We start from the raw sequence: 17,480 nt of genomic DNA on the forward strand, positions 1-17,480 counted from the left end.
AGAGATTCTGTGAGCGAACTCATTCGCGTACCTGACATCGGCAGCGGTGAAGGTGAAGTAATTGAACTGTTTGTGAAGGTCGGCGACCGTATCGAAGCCGACCAGAGCATCCTGACACTTGAGTCGGACAAGGCGAGCATGGAAGTGCCTGCGCCGAAGGCCGGTATTATCAAGAGCCTGAAAGTGAAGCTGGGCGACCGTCTGAAAGAAGGCGACGAATTGCTGGAGCTGGAAGTCGAAGGTGCCACTGATGTGGCCCCTGCGGCTGCCGCTGCGCCGGCTGCCAAGGCTGAAGAGAAGAAAGCAGCTGCCGCACCTGCCGCTGCTGCACCAGCCGCTGCTCCTGCTGCCGCTTCGGTCCAGCAAGTGCACGTGCCGGACATCGGTTCGTCGGGCAAGGCCCAGATCATCGAGATCCAGGTCAAGGTCGGCGACACCGTCGAGGCTGATCAATCGCTGATCACCCTGGAATCCGACAAGGCCAGCATGGAAATCCCGTCGCCTGCCGCTGGCGTGGTCAAGGCCATCAGCGTCAAGCTCAACGACGAAGTCGGTACCGGCGACCTGATTCTGGACCTGGAAGTGGCAGGTGCTGCGGCACCGGCTGCTGCCGCTCCGGCTCAGGCTGCTGCACCTGCCGCCGCTCCAGCGCCTGCCGCTGCCGCTCCGGCTGCACCGGTGGCCGACAGCGTCCAGGACATCCACGTTCCGGACATCGGTTCGTCGGGCAAGGCCAAGATCATCGAAGTACTGGTCAAGGCTGGCGACAACGTTGAAGCTGATCAATCGCTGATCACCCTGGAATCCGACAAGGCAAGCATGGAAATTCCATCGCCTGCCGCTGGCGTGGTGGAAAGCGTTTCCATCAAGCTCGACGACGAAGTCGGTACCGGCGACCTGATCCTCAAGCTGAAAGTCAAAGGCGCTGCTCCGGCTGCTGCTCCGGCACCTGCCGCGGCCGCACCGAGCGCTGCTGCTCCAGCCGCTGCTGCACCGGCCGCCGCTGCACCTGTAGCGGCCCCGGCTGCTGCTCCAGCCAAGCCTGGTGCAAAAGTTCACGCCGGCCCTGCCGTACGTCAACTGGCCCGCGAGTTCGGCGTCGAGCTGAACGCCGTTGGCGCCAGCGGTCCGCACGGTCGCATCCTGAAAGAAGACGTGCAGGTTTACGTCAAAGCCATGATGCAGAAGGCCAAGGAAGCACCGGCCGCTGCCGCTGGCGCAACCGGTGGCGCGGGTATCCCGCCGATTCCGGTCGTGGACTTCAGCCGCTTCGGTGAGATCGAAGAAGTACCGATGACCCGCCTGATGCAGGTCGGCGCTGCCAACTTGCACCGCAGCTGGCTGAACGTGCCACACGTGACGCAATTCGACTCGGCGGATATCACCGAGCTGGAAGCGTTCCGTAACGCCCAGAAAGCCGTTGCAGAGAAGGCCGGCGTCAAGCTGACCATCCTGCCGCTGCTGCTCAAGTCCTGCGCGCACCTGCTCAAGGAACTGCCGGACTTCAACAGCTCGCTGGCGCCAAGCGGCAAAGCGATCATCCGCAAGAAATACGTGAACATCGGCTTCGCCGTCGACACCCCGGATGGCCTGCTGGTACCGGTCATCAAGAACGTCGACCAGAAGAGCCTGCTGCAACTGGCTGCCGAAGCGGCTTCCCTGGCTGAAAAAGCCCGGACCAAGAAGCTCTCGTCGGACGAGATGCAAGGCGCCTGCTTCACCATTTCCAGCCTCGGCCACATTGGCGGCACCGGCTTCACGCCGATCGTCAACGCGCCGGAAGTGGCGATCCTCGGTGTTTCCAAGGCAACCATCCAGCCAGTCTGGGACGGCAAAGCCTTCCAGCCGAAACTGATGCTGCCACTGTCGCTGTCCTACGATCACCGTGTGATCAACGGCGCCGCTGCTGCACGCTTCACCAAGCGTCTGAGCGATCTGCTGGCGGACATCCGCACCATCCTGCTGTAACACCGGCCGGCCCTCCTTCACCGGAGGGCCTGTCGCGTTCCACGTTTTCCGAGCGCCACGCTCGTACCTCAACCCCGCCAATTTGGCGGGGCTTTTTTTGCCTTCGATAAAGTAAATTCCTACATACGCGGCTTATATCGCCCACAACCTCGATCCACTTTAGCCCGGTATTTTTCCCGTCCAACACTCTAGGCTTAGTTCAATAGCCGCGAATAAATCAATTTACAGCGGCAACTTGAACAACTTCATTTCGAATGGATTCGAACATGTTAAAACCCACTGTCGGCCCCATTGTCGGGCATACAACAACAGAGCATGCGCGCATTTTTTTGCGCGGCGCATGGCAAAACAATCAACGCGTATTTGCCGGTATTCGTTATCGCCGGGCGGGCGATGAATATTGGAACAAAGGCGTATTTACCGAGTTGACCGCGTCACGCGACATGTCAGACGTTATCGTTCTGCGTGAACTGATCGCCGACACCGAGTACGAATACCAGGCCGGATGGTTGAGTCCGATGAATCCGGTGCACAACGCAGACACGGTCCAGGAACTAGCACTGCAATGGCCGCGAGATATTTATCGTCTGCGCACGCAATCCGCCAAGGCAACTGCCCCACGGGCTTACGTCGTGGGCTCCTGCCGCTATTTGCGCATGACTGCAGGCCGGCCATCGGCCCCGCATCTGGGCGACCGGATCTTCGCGTCCATCAACCATTTGGTACAACGTGCCACACCGCCGGTCAGTGCTTTACTGATGACGGGCGATCAAGTGTATGTCGACGATTTGAACTTCATTGCACCCGACCGGGAATACAAGGACATACTCGCCAAATATCGCACTGCGTTCTCTCAGCCTCATATTTCAAAGTTAATGTCCGCCGTGCCAACTTACATGATGCTCGATGATCATGAAATAGAAGACAACTGGCCTGCCAACAAGAACAACGCTGATGAGTTCTTATATAAAAACGCCATGAGCGCCTATGAGCTCTATCAAGCCAGCCACAGCCCGGCCCACGAACTGGATAGACACGCGAAGATTAGTTATCCGTTAAAACGATATTGGTATCAGTTCACCCAGGGTGATATCGAGTGGTTTGTCACCGACAGCCGCACACGACGCAATCTCTCGGCCACCGAGCGACGCATTCTCGACGTCGAACAGGAACATGCGCTGTGCCAGTGGCTGATCCACAGCCCCGCTAGGGTCAAGTTCGTCGTTACCAGCGTCATGTTCTACCCGGACCGCAAACGCCTGGGTGATGACGCCTGGAAAGCCTTTCCCGAACAACGTCTGCGACTGCTGGAGACGATTCGCACCCACGGCATCAAGAACGTCGTGTTCATTTCTGGCGACGTACACGGCTCCCTGACCAGTCGCCTGACTCACAGCGAAAACCCGGACTTCGAAGTTCACACCATCGTCTCGTCGCCGCTGTGCAACAGCAAACTGCTGCCGTACGCCAAAGCATCAACGTTCATCCTCGACCAACCGCTGGCCCGAACCGCTGCTGGCGACTACCGGCATGAGCTGACCAGCACAGTCATCAGCCAGGATAATTTCGCGCATATGATCGTCAACGCCGACCAGATTGACGTGAATTACCACGATCGGGATGGCAAGTTGCTGGAGTCAACCAGCATCCAATTGCGTTGAAACCTGCCTGCGGCAGCTCCAACAGGATTTGCTCTTTCCATTGTAGGGGCTGCCGCAAGCTGCGTTTTTTTTGACCCATAGCATTACTTTTCTCCGCCGACTGGAGAAATCTTCACGACTGCCGACATATTCTTATAGCACTTGGCCTTCATGTCTCTTGTCAGTCGGTGTCGCAATGATGCAACCTTGCCGTAGGCAACAGTAAAGAGGGCGAGAGCCCCGGCGCGTTCAGCAAATTCGAAGCGAGTTTCCCTCCATATGAAGAGCCAACCCGATGCCGCCAGCCGTATGGTGGCCGAGGTAGTGACGCAGTTGCCTGTGCCCTCGCGGCTCGGCATGCTGCGTTTCGAACGGCTGAATGAACCAAGCTGGGCGCTGCTGTTTCTCGATCCCAATTGTGAACGCCAGTTCGGCCTGCCGGCCGTGGAGCTGTGCGCACTGGTGGGTTCGCCCTACGCGAGCCTCATGGAGCCGGAAGCGCGCTATCAGTTGCACGACGCTGTCCAGCAGCAACTGAGCGAAAGCACTCATTATCTGATCCGCTACACCCTGCACACCGCCTCAGGCTCGTTGAACCTGCTGGAGCTGGGTGAAGCCTATAAACAACACAATCGTCACCTGTTGCGTGGCTACCTGCTGGTGATCGACGGCCTGTTCGACGATGCCCCGCTGCTGCCGGCGCTTGACCTGGAAACCCAGAACTCTCGCCTGCAAATCGCCCTGGAGCTCAACCAGCGCGCCCAGCAGGAACAACTGCTGCATCTGGACCGGGTACGTGCCCAGCAGGACTTGATCCTGTTGCTGACCCGCCAGCGCTACAGCAGCAACAATTCCCTGCAAGAAGCTGCCGAGCTGATCACCCGCAGCGCCTGCGACATTTATGAAATCGACTGCGCCAGCCTGTGGCACCTCGAAGGTTCGCAGCTGGTACCGATCTCGTCTTATCACCGCACCAGCCAGGAATACCTGCTGCCGGAACCGATCGATGTCAGCGTGTTCCCTGACTATCTCGATGCCTTGCATACCGGCCGCGCCATCGATGCGCACAACGCCATGCGCGACCCGCGCACCCGGGAGATGGCCGAGAGCCTGCGCCCGCGCGATGTCAACGCGATGCTCGACGCCAGCATCCGGGTCGACGGCCAGGTGGTCGGTGTTCTGTGCCTGGAGCAAACCGGCGCCACGCGCGCCTGGCAATCGGACGAAATCGCCTTTGCCGGCGAGCTGGCGGATCAGTTTGCCCAGGTCATCAACAACCACAACCGACGCACTGCCACCAGCGCCCTGCACCTGTTCCAGCGTGCAGTTGAACAAAGCGCCAACGCCTTTTTGCTGGTCAACTGCGACGGCGTGGTGGAATACGTCAACCCAAGCTTCACCGCGATCACCCAGTACAGCACCGAAGAGGTGCACGGCCAGCGCCTGGCGGAACTGCCGGCCCTGGAAAACCTCAGCGAGCTGCTGTTCGACGCGCCATCAGCGCTGGCCAAGAGCAACAGCTGGCAGGGTGAATTCAAAAGCCGTCGGAAAAACCTCGAACCCTACTGGGGCCAGTTGTCGATCTCCAAGGTTTACGGCGACAACCGCGAACTGACGCACTACATCGGCATTTACGAAGACATTACCCAGACCAAGCTCGCGCAGCAGCGCATTGAGCGCCTGGCGTACACCGACAACCTGACCAACCTCGGCAACCGTCCGGCGTTCATTCGCAACCTCGACGAGCGCTTCGCCCGCGACAGCGACACGCCAATCAGCCTGTTGCTGGTGGACATCGACAACTTCAAACGGATCAACGACAGCCTTGGCCACCAAACGGGCGACAAGTTGCTGATCAGCCTGGCCCGCCGTCTGCGCAACAGCCTCAGCCCGAGCGGCAGCCTGGCGCGGTTCGCCAGTAACGAGTTTGCAGTGTTGCTGGACGACACCAACCTCGAAACCGGTCAGCGGATCGCCAGCCAATTGTTGACGACCCTCGACAAACCGATGTTTGTCGACAACCAGTTGATCAGTGTAACCGGCTCCGTTGGCCTGGCCTGCGCGCCGCTGCACGGCCGCGACCCGCAAACCCTGATGCGTAACGCCGGGCTGGCGCTGCACAAGGCCAAGGCCAACGGCAAACACCAAGTGCAAGTGTTCACCGAGGCACTGAACGCCGAGGCCAGTTACAAACTGTTCGTCGAGAACAACCTGCGGCGCGCCCTGACCCAGAACGAACTCGACGTGTTCTACCAGCCCAAGCTGTGCCTGCGCAGTGGTCGCCTGCTGGGCATGGAAGCGCTGCTGCGCTGGGACCACCCGGAAAAAGGCATGATTCGCCCGGACCAGTTCATCAGCGTCGCGGAAGAAACCGGCCTGATCATCCCGATCGGCAAATGGATCGCCCGCCAGGCATGCCGCATGAGCAAAACGCTGACCGCGGCCGGCCTGGGTAATTTGCAAGTGGCGATCAACCTGTCCCCCAAGCAGTTCTCCGACCCGGACCTGGTAGCCTCCATCGCCAATATCCTCAAGGAAGAAGCGTTGCCGGCGCACCTGCTGGAGCTGGAACTGACCGAAGGCCTGTTGCTGGAAGCCACCGAAGACACCCACTTGCAACTCGACCAGCTCAAGCGTCTGGGCCTGACCCTGGCGATGGACGACTTCGGCACCGGTTACTCGTCGCTCAGCTACTTGAAAAAATTCCCGATCGACATCATCAAGATCGATCGAAGCTTCATCCACGAAATCCCGGACAACCAGGACGACATGGAAATCACCTCCGCGGTGATCGCCATGGCGCACAACCTGAAACTCAAGGTCGTGGCTGAAGGCATCGAGACCGCCGATCAGCTGTCCTTCCTGCGTCGCCACCGCTGCGACGTCGGCCAGGGCTACCTGTTCGACCAGCCGATCCCCGGCACCGAGCTGATCGAAAAGCTCAAGCGCTACCCGCGTGGCCCAATCGCCTGACAGCGAGCCAACACTCGGGCAAACTGCATCTCTAAACATTCCAACGACTGAGAGGACTGATGATGGTTCTGCGCTCGGAAATTCTGGTGAACAAAAACGTGCTCCCTACCAAAGAACAAGCTTTGCCTGGCCGTGAAACCCCGATGAACCTGCCGGAAAGACATTTCGTCCACGACGCCCCACTGCTGGGCCCGTTCGCGATGGACGTGGATTTCGCGATCTTCGGCCTCGGTTGCTTCTGGGGTGCGGAACGTCGCTTCTGGCAGCGTGAAGGCGTAGTCAGCACCGTGGTGGGCTACGCCGGCGGCTTCACGCCAAACCCTACGTACGAAGAAGTCTGCTCGGGCCTGACCGGCCACAGCGAAGTAGTGCTCGTGGTCTACGAACCGGCAAAAGTCAGTTACGAAGAATTGCTCAAGATGTTCTGGGAACTGCACAACCCGACCCAAGGCATGCGTCAGGGCAACGACATCGGTACCCAATATCGCTCGGTGATCTATGCGACCAACCCGACGCAATTAGCCGCCGCCAAACACAGTAAAGAAGTGTTCCAGATCGAACTGACCAAAGCCGGCAAAGGCGAGATCACCACCGAAATCGAAGAGGCGCCAACGGTCTACTTCGCCGAGGCGTATCACCAGCAATACCTGGCGAAGAATCCGGAAGGTTATTGCGGGATTGGCGGTACGGGCGTGACTTGCCCGATTTAAGCGCTTAACGCAAAAGATCGCAGCCTTCGGCAGCTCCTACGGGTGTACGCATAACCCTGTAGGAGCTGCCGCAGGCTGCGATCTTCTGATCATGCAGCTTGTTACTCAGCTATCAGCCAATCCATCTTCCAGCTACCCTCGGTCTGCCCCAGCTTCTGGGACAACCATGGCAGCAGCTCACGCAATTCTTCTTCCAGCCCCCACGGCGGATTGGCGATCGCCAGCCCGGAGCCGTTCAGGGTGTTCGGCGTGTCCAGCGGATGCACCAGCAGCTCCACGCGCAACAGCTTTGGCGCGCCAGTGCCGGCCAGGTCCTGATAGAAACGGCGCAGTGCACGCTGATCCTTTACCGGATACCAGATCGCCGCCACGGTTTGGCGCATGCGGCCAATCGCTTCTTTCAACGACGCCGCGCAACGCTGCATCTCGTCGAGTTTTTCGAACGGCGGGTCGATCAACATCACCGCACGCTTCTCCGGTACCGGCAGCAAGGCACGCGGCACGTGCCAGCCTTCGCCCAAGTGCACCTTCACGCGACGATCACCGGCCATGTTGTCCTTGAGCAGCACGCCGTCTTCCGGGTGCTTTTCGTTGAGCAACACGCGATCCTGCTTACGCGTCAGACGCCGCGCCAACTCCGGCGAGCCCGGGTAGTAGCGCAACTGGCCATCCGGGTTCATCTCGTGCAGCACCTGCATGTAATCAGCCGTCAGGATCGGCAGATCCGGTTGATCCCACAAACGCGCGATGCCTTCCAGGTACTCACCGGTACGGTTGGCCTGATCACCCTGAAGGTCGTAAAGGCCAATGCCGGCGTGGGTATCGAGATAGGCAAACGGCTGCTCCTTGCGCGACATCAGGGCGATGAGGCGGGTCAAGGTCAGGTGTTTGAACACATCGGCGTGATTGCCGGCATGGAAGGCGTGACGATAATTCATGGCTGCTCCTGCGAAGGCCGGGAAGTTTACCTTTTACCGGCCGGCAAGTCAGGAGTTGGCGGCTGAGCGGAGCCTCAACACAACTTGTAGCAGCTGGCGGAACCTGCGTTCGGCTGCGCAGCGGTCGCAAAATCAGCACATGCGGCGTTTCAGGCACACCGTGCAAGCAGGATTGGCGACTGCTTCGCAGCCGAACGCAGGCTTCGCCAGCAGCTACAACGCGCGCTTGGCTATTGGGTTCGACAAACTTGCGTCAGCGTAACTCCGACATCAAAAAATCCACCAACTCATTATGCGGAGCCGCCGACACCTCTGCCTGCTCAAAAAAATGTGCAACTTTGCGGCGCAACACAGGTTCCGAAAACGCCTCGAACACGCTTGGTTGTTCTTCACTCAGCCACTGCACCCAGTTGTTGAGTCGCGTCGTACTGTCACCGGTACTCATCTGCTGCAACAGCACCTCAGTCACCTCCCACCACGGGAAAACCTTCGATGTTTTCTGTGCACGGCCGCCGATTTCAACGGCCTGACCATTGATCAAGCAGCGCCCAATCATCGGCAGCAGTTCAACCGAATTGACCTCGCTACTTTGAAGAATGGGCAACAAGTAACGCCCATCCCAAAACCGAAAAAACACCGCATTGCCACTTGGCAGCAGCACCTGTGTAAGGCTGCGCAGATGCTCGACCAGCGCATCCTGGCTGGCGGACGAAACCATCAACCAGCCCCAATCAGGAGACGCCGTTGTCTCCACCCACTGCAAAAACTCACTGTCCTCAGAAAGGGTTCCTACGAAGGGCATCACCGCCTCCCACTCGGCATAAGCGGTATCGGCCCAGATCGGGCTCACCTTGCTCGTGGACATTGAACGTCGCCAGGCTTCGAATGGTGTGGCGGTGCTGGCGTTACTGAAGATTGCGAACAGCTGTTCCGACGTTTGCAGTGGCTGACGCTCAAGCCAGTCGTGTGGCGATAGAAAATCAGGCGGCACAGACACCTTCCTTGCAACGCTCGCACTCTTCACAAAATGGCGCTGCGCTTTTCAAACTCAACATCTGCGCCATGCTCAACGCTACACCTTGCACAGACAGACTCGACGCACCGGGGGCTGCAATCGGCGCACCACCCACTTCGATCGGCACGCTGCTGAAAATACCTTCAGGACCAATACTGATCCAATGCCCGCCCGCCTGAATCGTGGCCCGGCCACCGCCATCGATCACGACCTGGCTCGCGGCATTTACCTGAAACTGCCCACTCGCGGTGACGGTCTGGCTACTGACGCTGATATGCCGGTCACCGGTGACGTGCAGGTATTCGTTTTGCCCCACCTGCACGTGCAGGTCATGCAACACTTGCTGGCTCCAGTTTCGCTGGGCGCGCAGGTAGATTTCCTCGGCCCCTTTGCGATCCTCGATGCGCAACTCGTTGTAGCCTTCGCCACCCGGGCTCGTCCGCGAACGGAAAATGCTGCGGGTCTTGTCAGCCGGCAGGTTCAACGGTACCGAAGTGGCGGCATTGGGCAGACAACCCATTACCAACGGTTTGTCGGCATCGCCATCAACGAAACCCACCAGCACTTCCATGCCGACCCGCGGGATCAACACGCTGCCGTAGCCATCGTGCGCCCACCCGCTGGCGACCCGTAGCCAGCAACTGGAATGCTCATCCAACTGACCCTCGCGATCCCACAGCAGCCGGACCTTGACCCTGCCGAACGCATCGCAATGAATTTCACTGTCTTTCGGACCGGTGACCACGGCCGCTTGATACCCGGCAACCTGCGGCTTGGCGATCACCCGAGGGCGGAAAAACACATCCCACGGCGTTGCCAGGAAAGTATTGCGATAGCCCTGAAAACTACTCGAACCATCGCCGCTCGCCAGCTCTTCGAGCACTTGCGGCTGACGGCCCTGATGTTCGACTTCGGTCAACAGCCACAGATTGTTCCAGTCCTGCTGAGAGTGCTCGTCGAGTTGCAGGAAATGCCCACTGTTCAACGCGACTTGATCACTCTTGCCCTGCGCCTGTCGGTAGTCCGCGCGATGGCTTTCCAATGCTCGCCGGGCCAACTGCCTGCCGTCCTCGCGATCATTGAATTGCCCGGGAAAGCCATAATCCTCCAGCACCGGCAGTTGCTCGCTGTCGAGACGGCTTTCCAGCTCAAGCCGGGGTTGATGGAAGTCATAGTCGCGGCGCGTCACCACGGTGGGCCGGGTCTCCAGACGCACGTTGAACCGATTGATGACCGGTTCGCTCGCCGCCATACCGCTGCCCGGTCTGTACGCTGTCGGTTCAGGCAACCGCGTAAATACCGTCTGGTCATCGCCAAACACCAGCAGATGACCCTCAACACTGTGTTGGAAGTGGTAGTGAATACCCAGCTCGGCACACAGCCGCTGGATAAATGCCAGATCGCTTTCCGCGTATTGCACACAGTACTCGCGCTCGGAGTAGTCGCTGCCGAGTGCAAACGCGAAGGCATCCCCCAGAATGCCGTGATCCTTGAGGATTTGCGTGATGATGGCCGGCACGCTCTGGTGCTGGAAAACCCGTCGGTTGATGCGCTGTCCCAGGTAGGTCAGGCGCGGCACCAGGCTGATCTGGTATCGCGTCAGGCGCGTGCCGGAATCGCCCTGGCCTACGCGAAAAATCTGACCATGAACGCCGGTCTCTGCCCCATCAAAACTCAGAAACGCCTGACGATGCAGCAAGCTTTCAAGATCGATGTCCGGTCGCTCGCTGACCAATTCCACGTCAAAACGGTAGGGCTGGCTGATGGCCTCTTTGCCGGTGAACTCAAGAACTTTGAGTTCACTTTGGACACCGTCGACGGTCAACGTGAAGCGCGGTTGATTAGCAGAAGCGAACATCCGATGTGTCTCTGCAGAATGAAAGTGGTCGATTCTGCATGAGCATCCGCCCGCACAGATCAAGATGCAGGAAATTCAGATTTTCCCTACCGCCCATGAAGCATCGCCCCTCAAAAAACGCTTCATCCGACTACAGACAACCCCGAAAACACCACCACTCACTGTGGGAGCGAGCCTGCTCGCGATGGCGGCGGATCAGCTGTAGAGATGTTGAATGTCAGTCCGCCATCGCGAGCAGGCTCGCTCCCACAGGTGGAAAACGCAGGCACAAAAAAACGGCCCGCCTCCAAAGGAAGCGGGCCGTTTTCAATCAAGCCATCAGCTCAGCGCTTTCGCTCGTGCCAATTACTTGTTCAGGCGGAAATCCTTCTCGGCTGCGTCGAAACGCTGCAGCATGCCGGCAGTCGGTGCGCCCATTTTGCTGACGAAGTAGATCGCCAGGCTAGCGAAGATGAAACCAGGAATGATTTCGTACAAGCCCAGCAGTTCGAAGTGTTTCCACACGATCACGGTGATCGCGCCGACCAGGATACCGGCCAGTGCGCCGTTGCGAGTCATGTCTTTCCAGATCACGGAGATCAGCACGACCGGACCGAACGCCGCACCGAAACCAGCCCAGGCATAGCTCACCAGGCCCAGTACACGGTTTTCCGGGTTGGAAGCCAGTGCGATGGCGATCAGCGCAACCAGCAGCACCATGGCGCGACCGACCCAGACCAGTTCAACCTGGGAAGCGGATTTGCGCAGGAAGGTTTTGTAGAAGTCTTCGGTCAGGGCGCTCGAGCACACCAGCAACTGGCAGCTCAGGGTGCTCATCACGGCAGCCAGAATGGCCGACAGCAGCACACCGGCGATCCATGGGTTGAACAGGATCTTGGCCAGTTCGATGAACACGCGCTCGTGGTTTTCAGTCACAGGACCGGCCACTTCCGGGTGCGCCGAGAAGTAAGCGATACCAAAGAAACCAACAGCAACGGTGCCGCCCAGGCACAGGATCATCCAGGTCATGGAGATGCGACGGGCGTTGGCGATCGATTTAACCGAGTCTGCCGCCATGAAACGCGCCAGGATGTGCGGTTGACCAAAGTAGCCCAGACCCCAGCCCATCAGCGAAATGATGCCGATGAAGGTAGTGCCCTTGAGCATGTCGAAGTTGCTTGGATCTTGCGCTTCGATGGCCAGGAACGTGGTATCGACACCACCGGTCGCCAGCAGGACGATGATCGGCGTCAGCAACAGCGCGAAAATCATCAGGGTGGCTTGTACGGTGTCGGTCCAGCTCACTGCCAGGAAACCGCCGATGAAGGTGTAGGCAATCGTCGCCGCAGCACCGGCCCACAGCGCTGTCTCGTACGACATGCCGAAGGTGCTTTCGAACAGACGGGCACCGGCCACGATGCCGGAAGCACAGTAGATGGTGAAGAACACCAGGATCACGACCGCCGAGATAATGCGCAGCAGACCGCTTTTGTCTTCAAAGCGGCTGGCGAAGTAATCCGGCAGGGTCAGGGCATCGCCGTTGTGCTCGGTCTGCACACGCAGACGGCCGGCAACGAACAGCCAGTTCAGGTAGGCACCGACGATCAGGCCGATGGCGATCCAGCTTTCAGACAGACCGGACATGTAGATGGCGCCCGGCAGGCCCATCAACAACCAGCCGCTCATGTCGGAAGCACCGGCGGACAGTGCGGTCACGACGCTACCCAGGCTACGGCCGCCCAGAATGTAGTCAGACAGGTTGTTGGTGGAGCGATAGGCCATCAAGCCGATCAGCACCATTGCTGCGATGTAGATCACGAACGTGATCAGTGTTGGATTGCTTACGCTCATTATGTGACGCCCTGGCTTTGTTTTTATGTAGCGGCGGCTGGTGAACCGCTCGCAAACGGTGACGTTTGACAGACGATCCGGGATGCCGCGCATTTATGACTGATGTTTCCCCAGGAAAGCCATCAGCCGGCACACCAGACTCCGGGTCCGGTTGCACCTTGGGCGCGAATGCTATTCAACAAAGCAAATAAGGTGCAACCCATTTCTCGGGAATAAGTTGCACCCAGTCGGAAATAAACTTTGAAAGCGGTTTTTTGCTCCTTTTCGGAGCAAAAATGCCCACCAACCCACGCAAAAAGCACCAAGCGGATGCAGCACTGGCGTACCAGAATTTATTTCCTGACGAGCTGCGTAATATTCCGACAAAAAAAGGGTTGCACCCGGTTGCACCTCAACAGTCTCACGGCTAATCTTGCGGCCAGCTGATGCCACGCGGTCGTGGCAAACATGAGGATAAAAACATGGCTACCACCACCCTTGGCGTCAAACTTGACGACCCGACCCGCGAACGCCTCAAGGCCGCCGCGACCTCGATTGATCGCACCCCGCACTGGCTGATCAAGCAGGCAATTTTCAATTACCTGGAAAAACTCGAGGGTGGTGCAACCCTGACCGAGCTGAACGGTTTGACCAAGGATTCCGACGATGCCGTCGACGCGCCTCTGGATCACGCCCACCAGTGCTTCCTCGAATTTGCCGAAAGTATCCTGCCGCAATCGGTACTGCGCGCTTCGATCACGGCCGCTTACCGTCGCCCGGAGCCTGAAGTCGTTCCTATGCTGATCGAGCAGGCACGCCTGCCGGCAGCCATGGCCGAAGCCACCAACAAACTCGCCGCGTCCATCGCGGAAAAACTGCGCAACCAGAAGAGTGCTGGCGGCCGTGCCGGCATTGTTCAGGGCCTGCTGCAGGAGTTTTCCCTGTCGTCCCAGGAAGGCGTGGCACTGATGTGCCTGGCCGAAGCGCTGCTGCGTATCCCGGACAAAGGTACCCGTGACGCACTGATCCGCGACAAGATCAGCACCGGCAACTGGCATCCGCACCTGGGCAACAGCCCTTCGCTGTTCGTCAACGCTGCGACCTGGGGCCTGTTGCTGACCGGCAAACTGGTGTCCACGCACAACGAAGCTGGCCTGACGTCGTCGCTGAGCCGCATCATTGGCAAGAGCGGCGAGCCGATGATCCGCAAGGGCGTCGACATGGCCATGCGCCTGATGGGCGAGCAGTTCGTGACCGGCGAAACCATCGCCGAAGCCCTGGCCAATGCCAGCAAGTTCGAAGCCAAGGGTTTCCGTTATTCCTACGACATGTTGGGCGAGGCCGCACTCACCGAGCACGACGCGCAGAAGTACCTGGCCTCGTACGAACAAGCCATCCACTCGATCGGCAAAGCGTCCCACGGTCGTGGGATTTATGAAGGCCCGGGTATCTCGATCAAACTGTCCGCCCTGCACCCACGTTACAGCCGTGCGCAGTACGAGCGCGTGATGGACGAGTTGTACCCGCGCCTGCTGTCGCTGACCCTGTTGGCCAAGCAATACGACATCGGCCTGAACATCGACGCCGAAGAAGCCGACCGCCTGGAGCTGTCGCTGGATCTGCTCGAGCGCCTGTGCTTCGAGCCGCAACTGACCGGCTGGAACGGCATCGGTTTTGTGATCCAGGCTTACCAGAAGCGTTGCCCGTACGTGATCGACTACGTGATCGACCTGGCTCGTCGCAGCCGTCATCGCCTGATGATCCGTCTGGTGAAAGGCGCGTACTGGGACAGCGAAATCAAGCGCGCCCAAGTCGAAGGCCTGGAAGGCTACCCGGTCTACACCCGCAAGGTGTACACCGACGTTTCCTACATCGCTTGCGCTCGCAAACTGCTGTCGGTGCCGGAAGTCATTTACCCGCAGTTCGCCACGCACAACGCCCACACGCTGTCGGCCATTTATCACATCGCCGGTCAGAACTATTACCCGGGTCAGTACGAGTTCCAGTGCCTGCACGGCATGGGCGAACCGCTGTACGAACAAGTTGTAGGCAAAGTTTCCGAAGGCAAGCTGAACCGTCCGTGCCGCGTGTACGCTCCGGTCGGCACCCACGAAACCCTGCTGGCGTACCTGGTACGTCGTCTGCTGGAAAACGGCGCAAACACGTCGTTCGTCAATCGCATCGCCGACCAGTCGATTTCCATCCAGGAACTGGTAGCCGATCCGGTAGCCAGCATCGAGCAGATGGCGACTGTGGAAGGCGGTTTCGGCCTGCCGCACCCACGCATTCCGCTGCCGCGTGACCTGTATGGTTCCGAGCGCGCCAACTCCAGCGGCATCGACATGGCCAACGAACATCGTCTGGCTTCACTGTCCTGCGCCCTGCTGGCCACCGCACACAACCACTGGAAAGCTGCGCCGATGCTCGGTTGCGCTTCCAGCACTGAAACCCCTGCGCCGGTTCTGAACCCGTCCGATTTGCGTGACGTGGTCGGCCACGTTCAAGAAGCCACCGTCGAAGACGTCGACAATGCGATCCAGTGCGCCCTGAACGCCGCACCGATCTGGCAGGCCACCCCGCCCGCCGAGCGCGCCGCAATCCTGGAGCGCGCTGCAGACTTGATGGAAGCCGAAATCCAGCCGCTGATGGGCCTGTTGGCTCGCGAAGCTGGCAAGACTTTCGCCAACGCCATCGCCGAAGTGCGCGAAGCCGTGGACTTCCTGCGTTATTACGCAGTGCAGGCACGCAACGATTTCACCAACGACGCTCACCGCCCGCTGGGTCCAGTGGTGTGCATCAGCCCGTGGAACTTCCCGCTGGCGATCTTCAGTGGCCAAGTCGCTGCTGCGCTGGCCGCCGGTAACCCGGTACTGGCCAAGCCTGCGGAACAAACGCCACTGGTTGCCGCCCAAGCTGTGCGCCTGCTGCTCGAAGCCGGTATTCCGGAAGGCGTGCTGCAATTGCTGCCGGGTCGTGGCGAAACCGTGGGTGCCGGCCTGGTCGGCGACGATCGTGTCAAAGGTGTGATGTTCACCGGTTCCACCGAAGTCGCTCGCCTGCTGCAACGCAACATCGCCGGTCGCCTCGACAACCAGGGTCGTCCGATCCCGCTGATCGCCGAAACCGGTGGCCAGAACGCAATGATTGTCGACTCCTCGGCCCTGACCGAACAGGTTGTGATCGACGTGGTTTCGTCGGCCTTCGACAGCGCCGGCCAGCGTTGCTCGGCACTGCGCGTGCTGTGCTTGCAGGAAGATTCCGCTGATCGCGTCATCGAAATGCTCAAGGGCGCGATGGCTGAAAGCCGTCTGGGTAACCCTGAGCGTCTGTCCGTGGACATCGGCCCAGTGATCGACGCCGAAGCCAAGGCTGGCATCGAGAAGCACATCCAGGCCATGCGCGACAAAGGTCGCAGCGTGTACCAGGTGGCCATCGCCGACGCCGAAGAAGTCAAACGCGGCACCTTCGTGATGCCGACGCTGATCGAACTGGAAAGCTTTGACGAACTGCAGCGGGAGATCTTCGGCCCGGTGCTGCACGTGGTTCGCTACAAGCGCAAAGACATCGACCAGCTGATTGCCCAGATCAACGCTTCCGGCTACGGCCTGACATTGGGCGTGCACACCCGCATCGACGAAACCATCGCCAAGGTGATCGATAACGTCAACGCCGGTAACGTCTACGTCAACCGCAACATCGTTGGCGCCGTGGTCGGTGTTCAACCGTTCGGCGGTGAAGGCCTGTCGGGCACGGGTCCGAAAGCCGGTGGCCCGCTGTACCTGTACCGCCTGCTGTCGACCCGTCCTACCGATGCGATCGAACAATCCTTCGCTCGCGGTGATGCTGCCGCAGCGCCGGACGTTCGTCTGCGCGACGCCATGAGCAAGCCGCTGACCGCCCTGAAGGCCTGGGCCGACAGCAACAAGTTCGCTGACCTGAGCAGCCTGTGCGTACAGTTCGCCGCGCAATCGCAAAGCGGTATCACCCGCCTGCTGGCTGGCCCGACCGGCGAGCGCAACAGCTATGCGATCCTGCCGCGTGAACACGTGCTGTGCCTGGCCGAAGTCGAAGGCGATCTGCTGACCCAACTGGCCGCCGTATTGGCGGTCGGTGGTTCGGCGGTTTGGCCGGAAGCCGAGTTGACCAAGGCGCTGTTCGCACGCCTGCCGAAGGACATTCAGGCACGCATCAAGCTGGTTGCCGACTGGAACAAGGACGAAGTGGTGTTTGATGCGGTTGTGCATCACGGCCATTCCGACCAGTTGCGCGCGGTGTGCCAACAGATTGCCAAGCGTGCCGGCGCGATCGTTGGCGTGCAGGGTCTGTCGCAAGGTGAAACCAACATTGCGTTGGAACGTCTGGTGATCGAGCGTGCGTTGAGCGTTAACACTGCTGCTGCGGGTGGTAATGCGAGCTTGATGACTATTGGCTAAATCGCTGTAAGACCAGGTGCCCGCAATGGGCGCCGGTTTTATTGGAAGCAAGATCAAAAGATCGCAGCCTTCGGCAGCTCCTACAGTTGGAATGTGTTCCTGTAGGCGCTGCCGAAGGCTGCGATCTTTTGCTTCT

Annotated in this window: 9 protein-coding genes; 5 read left to right on the forward strand and 4 right to left on the reverse strand. The window is 59.5% G+C overall.

Features of this window, described 5'->3' with window-relative positions; genetic code table 11:
• The first annotated feature begins 9 nt into the window (after positions 1-9).
• The 4 genes from aceF to msrA all read left to right on the forward strand — a co-directional run bounded on the left by aceF (position 10) and on the right by msrA (position 7,291).
• Positions 10-1,968: a dihydrolipoyllysine-residue acetyltransferase gene (gene aceF / locus KVG88_RS20720; RefSeq protein WP_217872608.1), complete on the forward strand. Its 1,959-nt coding sequence runs from the start codon at positions 10-12 to the stop codon at positions 1,966-1,968.
• Between the two features lie 266 nt (positions 1,969-2,234).
• Complete coding sequence (locus KVG88_RS20725; RefSeq protein ID WP_217872609.1) at positions 2,235-3,629, forward strand: alkaline phosphatase D family protein; 1,395 nt, start codon at positions 2,235-2,237, stop codon at positions 3,627-3,629.
• Positions 3,630-3,887: 258 nt separating this feature from the next.
• Positions 3,888-6,581 (forward strand): sensor domain-containing phosphodiesterase, encoded by a 2,694-nt coding sequence (locus tag KVG88_RS20730; RefSeq protein ID WP_150704344.1) that lies wholly within the window; start codon positions 3,888-3,890, stop codon positions 6,579-6,581.
• 62 nt (positions 6,582-6,643) lie between these two features.
• The gene (gene msrA, locus KVG88_RS20735; protein WP_150704353.1) at positions 6,644-7,291 is read left to right on the forward strand and encodes a peptide-methionine (S)-S-oxide reductase MsrA; all 648 of its coding nucleotides are present in this window, start codon (positions 6,644-6,646) and stop codon (positions 7,289-7,291) included.
• A gap of 101 nt (positions 7,292-7,392) precedes the next feature.
• Here msrA and KVG88_RS20740 read toward each other — a convergent pair whose 3' ends face one another.
• From KVG88_RS20740 to putP, 4 genes are all read right to left on the reverse strand, one after another.
• Positions 7,393-8,229: a 23S rRNA (adenine(2030)-N(6))-methyltransferase RlmJ gene (locus KVG88_RS20740; RefSeq protein WP_150704345.1), complete on the reverse strand. Its 837-nt coding sequence runs from the start codon at positions 8,227-8,229 to the stop codon at positions 7,393-7,395.
• Positions 8,230-8,482: 253 nt separating this feature from the next.
• Positions 8,483-9,220: a DUF4123 domain-containing protein gene (locus KVG88_RS20745; RefSeq protein WP_217872610.1), complete on the reverse strand. Its 738-nt coding sequence runs from the start codon at positions 9,218-9,220 to the stop codon at positions 8,483-8,485.
• Positions 9,210-11,102: a type VI secretion system Vgr family protein gene (locus KVG88_RS20750; RefSeq protein WP_217872611.1), complete on the reverse strand. Its 1,893-nt coding sequence runs from the start codon at positions 11,100-11,102 to the stop codon at positions 9,210-9,212. Before KVG88_RS20750 ends, KVG88_RS20745 begins: the two co-directional genes overlap by 11 nt.
• Before the next feature lie 345 nt (positions 11,103-11,447).
• Positions 11,448-12,932, reverse strand: a complete 1,485-nt coding sequence (gene putP, locus KVG88_RS20755) for a sodium/proline symporter PutP (RefSeq protein ID WP_150704348.1) — start codon at positions 12,930-12,932, stop codon at positions 11,448-11,450.
• A 461-nt stretch (positions 12,933-13,393) separates the two neighbouring features.
• Here putP and putA point away from each other — a divergent pair, with 461 nt between their 5' ends.
• On the forward strand, positions 13,394-17,344 hold the full coding sequence (gene putA / locus KVG88_RS20760) for a trifunctional transcriptional regulator/proline dehydrogenase/L-glutamate gamma-semialdehyde dehydrogenase (protein WP_217872612.1): 3,951 nt from the start codon (positions 13,394-13,396) through the stop codon (positions 17,342-17,344).
• Positions 17,345-17,480 lie beyond the last annotated feature (136 nt).

Source organism: Pseudomonas azerbaijanoccidentalis (assembly GCF_019145495.1).
In the GTDB taxonomy this organism is placed as follows: Bacteria; Pseudomonadota; Gammaproteobacteria; order Pseudomonadales; family Pseudomonadaceae; genus Aquipseudomonas; species Aquipseudomonas azerbaijanoccidentalis.

Excerpts from the sequence above, each read along its gene's own strand:
- putA (WP_217872612.1), top strand. The coding sequence starts at position 13,394 with ATGGCTACCACCACCCTTGGCGTCAAACTTGACGACCCGACCCGCGAA.
- KVG88_RS20725 (WP_217872609.1), top strand. The coding sequence starts at position 2,235 with ATGTTAAAACCCACTGTCGGCCCCATTGTCGGGCATACAACAACAGAG.
- msrA (WP_150704353.1), top strand. The coding sequence starts at position 6,644 with ATGGTTCTGCGCTCGGAAATTCTGGTGAACAAAAACGTGCTCCCTACC.
- KVG88_RS20730 (WP_150704344.1), top strand. The coding sequence starts at position 3,888 with ATGAAGAGCCAACCCGATGCCGCCAGCCGTATGGTGGCCGAGGTAGTG.
- putP (WP_150704348.1), bottom strand. The coding sequence starts at position 12,932 with ATGAGCGTAAGCAATCCAACACTGATCACGTTCGTGATCTACATCGCA.
- KVG88_RS20740 (WP_150704345.1), bottom strand. The coding sequence starts at position 8,229 with ATGAATTATCGTCACGCCTTCCATGCCGGCAATCACGCCGATGTGTTC.
- KVG88_RS20750 (WP_217872611.1), bottom strand. The coding sequence starts at position 11,102 with ATGTTCGCTTCTGCTAATCAACCGCGCTTCACGTTGACCGTCGACGGT.